Annotated in this window: 4 protein-coding genes and 1 pseudogene; 3 read left to right on the forward strand and 2 right to left on the reverse strand. The window is 69.5% G+C overall.

What is annotated here, in order from left to right:
• Positions 1-2,739, forward strand: a 2,739-nt coding sequence (locus BGO15_RS12370) for an AAA family ATPase (protein ID WP_286748407.1), incomplete at its 5' end; no start/stop codon positions are given.
• Between the two features lie 87 nt (positions 2,740-2,826).
• On the forward strand, positions 2,827-3,270 hold the full coding sequence (locus BGO15_RS12375) for a hypothetical protein (RefSeq protein WP_286748408.1): 444 nt from the start codon (positions 2,827-2,829) through the stop codon (positions 3,268-3,270).
• A 73-nt stretch (positions 3,271-3,343) separates the two neighbouring features.
• Here the strand turns inward: BGO15_RS12375 and BGO15_RS12380 are convergent, their stop codons facing one another.
• A complete protein-coding gene (locus BGO15_RS12380; RefSeq protein ID WP_286748409.1) occupies positions 3,344-4,351 on the reverse strand; it encodes a DNA-processing protein DprA in 1,008 nt (335 codons plus the stop codon).
• Positions 4,352-4,564: 213 nt separating this feature from the next.
• On the opposite strand from BGO15_RS12380, the gene BGO15_RS12385 reads away from it, so the two are divergent.
• Complete coding sequence (locus tag BGO15_RS12385; RefSeq protein ID WP_286748410.1) at positions 4,565-4,963, forward strand: sulfate permease; 399 nt, start codon at positions 4,565-4,567, stop codon at positions 4,961-4,963.
• Between the two features lie 98 nt (positions 4,964-5,061).
• Here the strand turns inward: BGO15_RS12385 and BGO15_RS12390 are convergent.
• Positions 5,062-5,203, reverse strand: a pseudogene (locus BGO15_RS12390) (IS3 family transposase); the annotation flags it as partial.

Raw genomic sequence — 5,203 nt, forward strand, 5'->3', positions numbered from 1 at the left:
GAGCCCCGCGATATGGGCCGGGACCGCAACCCGGCCTGGGCCATCGTCGGTGTCCCGGAGGAGCTGGTGGCCGAGTTCTCCACCCGCGCCCGGCATATCGACGCCGAGACCGACCGCCTCATCGAGCATTACGTGAGCGACCACGGGCGGCGGCCGTCACCGGCCACGATCATGAAACTGCGCGCCCAAGCCACCCTGACGACGAGGCCGGAGAAACACGTTCACTCCCTGGCCGAGCTGACCGCCGACTGGCGCGAACGCGCCGGCCGGGTCCTCGGTATGGATGCGACCGGATGGGCGCGCACCATCACCGCGAACGACGCCCCGTTGCTGTTGCGGGCGGACGACATCCCGCTGGACGTGATCGCCGACCTCGGACAGAAGGTGGTCGAGGCCGTCGGGGAGAAGCGGTCCACCTGGCGCCGCTGGAACCTGACCGCTGAGGCCGCCCGGCAGACGATGGACTACCGGTTCGCCAGCACGGTGGACCGCGAAGCTGTGATCGGGTTGGTGGTGGACGCCGCCGAAGCCGCCTCCCTGCGCCTGACACCGCCCGAGCTCACCATGAGTCCGGCGGTGTTCCAGCGCCCGGACGGCACCTCGGTGTTCCGGCCGAAGCACTCGACGGTGTTCTCCTCCGAGGTGTTGTTGGCGGCCGAGGACCGGCTTCTCGAGCGCGCTCGCACCACCACTGGCCCCACCGTGCCATTGGCGACCGTGGAAGGGATCACCGCCAAGCCCGATCGGTCGGGTCGGATGCTCGGTGAGGATCAAGCCGACGCTTTGGTCAAGGTCGCGGTCTCGGGCCGCACCGTGGACGTGCTGGTCGGGCCAGCCGGAGCCGGGAAGACCACCGCCATGAACGCGCTACGCCGGGCATGGGAGACCGAACACGGCACCGGCAGCGTGGTCGGGTTGGCGCCCTCCGCGGTGGCGGCGCAGGTCCTCGCCGACGACCTCGGGATCGAGACTGAGAACACCGCGAAGTGGTGGCAGAACCATCTCATGCACGGTGACACCTTCCAGGCCGGTCAGCTCGTGATCCTGGACGAAGCCTCCCTGGCCGGCACCCTCTCCCTGGACCGCCTCACCGCCCTCGCCGCCGAGGCGGGCGCGAAGGTGCTGCTCGTGGGTGACTACGCCCAACTCCAATCCGTCGACGCAGGCGGCGCCTTCGGACTCCTGGTCAGTGACCGCGCCTCGGATGGAGATGGCGCCCCGGAGCTGGTCGACATCCACCGCTTCAAGAACCAGTGGGAGAAGACCGCCTCCCTCGGTCTGCGGCACGGCCACACCGCGGTCATCGACACCTACCTCGACCACGGCCGAATCATCGACGGCGACACCGAGACCATGATCGACACCGCCTACACCGCGTGGCGGGCCGACATGCTCGCCGGAAAGGCGACCGTGCTGGTCACCGACTCCACCCAGGCCGTCACCGCGTTGAACGTGCGCGCCCGTACCGACCTGATCCTGGACGGCACCGTCCACGGGCCGCAGGAGGTCGAGCTGCACGACGGAACCCAAGCCGCGATCGGGGATACGGTCATCACCCGGCACAACGACCGACGCCTGCGCGCCGGGCGGTCCTGGGTCCGCAACGGCAACCGCTGGACCGTCACCGGCGTCCGCGGCGACGGCTCGGTCACCCTGCGCCGCGCCGGGAAACGGTGGGGTGCCTCAGTGGTGTTGCCGGCGGACTACGTGGCCGAATACCTGGACCTGGGGTACGCGGTCACCTCCTACCGTGCGCAGGGCATCACCACCGATACCGCGCACGTGCTGGTCGACGCCGCGATGACGCGGGAAAACCTGTACGTCGCGCTGACCCGTGGCCGCGAACGGAACATGGCCTACGTCGCGGTCGACAAGCCCGACCCCGCCCACGACACCGCACATCCCGGCGACAATCCCGAGGCGACCGGCAGGTCGGTGCTGTTCGGGGTGTTGCAGCACATCGGCGCCGAACTGTCCGCGCACGAGACCATCACCACCGAACAAGAGCAGTGGTCGAGCATCGCCCAGCTCGCGGCCGAGTACGAGACCATCGCCGCAGCCGCCCAACACGACCGATGGGTCACCCTCATCCGAGCCTCCGGGCTCACCGATGAAGAAGCCGAGGACGCCATCGCCTCCGATGCCTTCGGCGCCTTGGCCGTCGAGCTGCGCCGCGCCGAAGCCAACCGCCACGACATCGCGGCCCTGCTTCCGCGGCTGGTCGCGGCACGAGGGTTCGCCGATGCCGACGACATCGCCGCCGTCCTCCACCACCGACTCGCCACGGCTACGGCCCGGCCCGCCGGGTCTGGTCGCACCCGCAAACCCCCGCGGCTCATCGCCGGCCTGATCCCCAAAGCCACCGGCGCCATGAGCCCCGACATGCGCCAGGCGCTCACCGAACGACGCGACCTCATCGAAGCCAGCGCCGACGCGATCCTCGATTCCGCCTTGGCGGAAGGGCAGCACTGGGCGACCGCGCTCGGCACCCCGCCCGGTGACAGGCGGACGGCGGCAGAGTGGCGACGCTACGCCCGCACCGTGGCCGCCTACCGCGACCGCTACGGCATCAACGATCCCGCGCCCCTCGGCGCACCGGCCGAGAGCACCGCTCAGAAGATCGACGCCGCCCGCGCCCGTACAGCACTCGACCAGGCACAGCGCATCACCGACCCCGAGCGCAACCAGCCGGAGCCCGCCCGTGGCACGACCAGACAGCCGGTCGGTCCCACGCTGTAGCCGCAGGCGCACACGTGCGTCGGCTCAGGGACTCGGGTACGGGCACCGCACCTTCCTCACGCGCCCAACGCGAGGAAGGAACCTGCCATGCGCCTGCCCCGCTACACCGCCGAGAGCTTCACCGACTCCGGGTGGGACTCCGGCACTCCAGAACGCAAGGCCCGGTTCGTCAACTCGCTGCTGCGATTCATCGCTGACGACTTTCCCCGCGAACGGTTCACCAGGTCGCTCTACATGGGGCTGTCCACACACGGCTACTTCGGCTTCATCGCCCACTACGACATCCACGGCTTCTACGACGAGCAGATGTCCACCCCCGCGCGACGGGCAGCGTTCCTCGACGAGTTGGAGTGGAGCTGCGACCGTGAGGCGCACCTGAACCGCCCCGACCTGTGGAGCGACGTCAAGACGGTCCTGGCCGAACACCTCGACCACGGCCGCCTGCGTAACACCTCGACCCGCCGGCTCAGCCCACCCTCGGCCTTCGGCGCGACCCGCCCCCAACAGGGCGACGCGCCGACGCTGTTCTGACACGACCAGTGGTCGCGCACGGCAACGAGCGACACGGCCGAGAAGACCCGACCGCGCGAGGTCTCACCGGGGATCAGAGTGCGCGACCTGGCTCCTGCGGCGGTGAGGGCCGCCGGTAGGTGAACTCCGCTCCCGGCTCCGGGCGGCCCAGGTTCCTCCTGGCCGCCGGTCCGCTGTCGAGAAGAACGGTGACATCGCTGGTGGTCGTGACCATCGAGGCGATCCCGCGCTTGATGAGGTCGTGCGGCCCCTCACTCGTCACGCTGGTGACCGGGCCGGGCACCGCGCCAACGCCCCGGCGCAGAGCGTGCGCGTGTGCCGCGGTACGCATCGCCCCGGACCGGAGGCCGGCCTCGGGAATCACCGTCACCCCGGACAGCGCCGCCAGCAGACGGCCACGCGCCACGAACCTCTGCCGCGACGGCGCCGCGCCAGGCGGAAGCTCGCTGACCAGCAGGCCGACATCGCCGATACGTTCCAGCAGCTCGCGATGCGCGGACGGGTAGGCCCGGTCCACACCACCGGCAAGGACCGCGACCGTGTGACCGCCTCGCGCCAGCGCCCCCCGATGGGCAGCGCCCTCGATCCCGAAGGCGCCGCCGGCCACGATGACCCGCTCGTCATCGGCAAGGTTCCCAGCAAGATCGGATGCGACCTCCATGCCGTAGTCCGTCGCGGCGCGAGCACCCGTGACCGTGACGCGCTCCCGCAACGGCGAGGTCAACAACGACGTGGCTCCTCGGGTCCACAACACGTACGGGGCGCGGACTCCAAGATCGTTCAGACCAGTGGGCCACTCACGATCAGCCGGGATCAGGGTGCCGATCCCGCGCCCCTCCGCCTCGACAGCACGGGCGGCAAGGCCCTGGTCCAGGTGCGGGGCAAGGTGCTCGCGCCACACCATCGCCTCGGCGCGGGCCATCTCCGGTACCGGCTCGTTGTTCTCCATCAGAGCCAAGGTCTCCACCCCGCCGACCTGAGCCAACACATGCCCGGTCGCCTGGTCATCGGGCTCGGCGATCATCGACAGCACCATCCGTGCCATCCGCTCGCCCGTCACCTGCTCGGCTATCGACGCCATGACCGGGGTCCTCTCGCTGGAAGAATCACCGATCAGGTGCACGACCACCGGCCGGGCAGAGGGGGTTCCACCTGTCCGTGGCCGGGCGTAACGTAGATGGCGAGGCGACTCGTCTAAGGTTCGCCATCGCCCGACGCGATGGCACGACCGCCCGGAGCAACAGCGGGCAGTCCTTCAAGGTTCTTCGTCGCCAGACCTGAGAGGACTGCCGTCATGCTCCGACTCATCTGGATCGCCAGCATCCACATCCGGTACTTCCTGCGCCACTACGCGCCCACCAACATCCTGCTCGACGCGATCCGCACCCGCCGCGGCCTCAAGTGGGGCATCCCCGCGATGCTCCTGGCCGCGCCCTACCTCTACGCCGCGGCCATCTGCACCACGATCATCGACCAGGGCGGGCCGGGCTGGCTCAACATCCTCGTCGTGCTGTCCATATGGGACGCCTTCAAGATGCTCTGGATCGGACCCATCAGCCTCGTCCTGCTCGTCCGCGTCCGTGCCCGCGAGTACCGCGAGCGCCGAGCCGCCGCGCGGTCGGGCGAGGGGGACCAGAAGGGGACCAGAACCATGCATGACATGCAAACCACGACGCCCATTGAGGTAGCGTGAGGCGCAGAATCACGCGGGAAGACGGGGCAACGGACCTCTTTGGACGCCTGGGGGTCAAGGGGTCGCAGGTTCAAATCCTGTCAGCCCGACCAATGTGATGTCTCTGCGACGGCGTTATCCCAGCAGATCCCGGTGCGACCAACGGACGGCAGCATGCCGTGCTCGGCAAGTTTGGCCTGATAGGCGCCGGACATGTACTGGCTGCCGCGATCCGCGTGCGCGATGACGCCCTCGACGTTG

The sequence above is a fragment of the Microbacterium sp. 71-23 genome (assembly GCF_001897265.1).
In the GTDB taxonomy this organism is placed as follows: Bacteria; Actinomycetota; Actinomycetes; order Actinomycetales; family Microbacteriaceae; genus Microbacterium; species Microbacterium ginsengisoli.